Below are 553 nucleotides of genomic sequence, written 5' to 3' on the forward strand. Positions count from 1 at the left end.
CGACGCCCCCTACCGGCACGACACCCGTCTGCCCGGCGGGGCCCGTCCCGAGGACAGCGGCGGCACCTGGCGGGACATGATCCGCTCCAGCTTCAGCGTCCTACGCCTCAACCAGGACCCCCGCCCCACCACCAACTCCCGCCAACTCGCCATCACCCACATCGACAAAGTCCTCAAAGACTCCGGCCTCGAAGGACAAGAAACCGTCGGATCCGGCATCGCCCGCTCCATCGAAGCCATCCGCGTCGCCGCCGGCGAAAACGGCGCCCGCGACATCCACACCGTCTTCCAACGCCCCGAACTCGCCGAACTCTACAAAATCCCCGCCGACGACCCCCGCGCCGAACAAGCACACCGCTTCATCGCCGAACAAGAACTCGCCTACTGGAAGAAACAACACGCCGAAAACCCCACCATCGGCACCAAAATCGCCATCGACGTCCCCGTCGCCACCCGCGTCCAACTCCAGAAAACCGTCGGATCCGCCACCGACTGGGCCGAACGATTCCGCAAAGCCGGAACCAGCATCGGCGACCCCTTCGGCGGCAGCTTC

1 protein-coding gene is annotated in these 553 nt (G+C 65.8%); it reads left to right on the plus strand.

Annotation, left to right across the window (positions count from 1 at the left end):
* Nucleotides 1-76 precede the first annotated feature (76 nt).
* The coding region (locus IE294_RS47160) for a hypothetical protein (protein WP_189895443.1) at nt 77-553 on the plus strand (477 nt) is incomplete at its 3' end.

Source organism: Streptomyces canarius (genome assembly GCF_014650735.1).
Lineage (GTDB): Bacteria > Actinomycetota > Actinomycetes > Streptomycetales > Streptomycetaceae > Streptomyces > Streptomyces olivaceoviridis.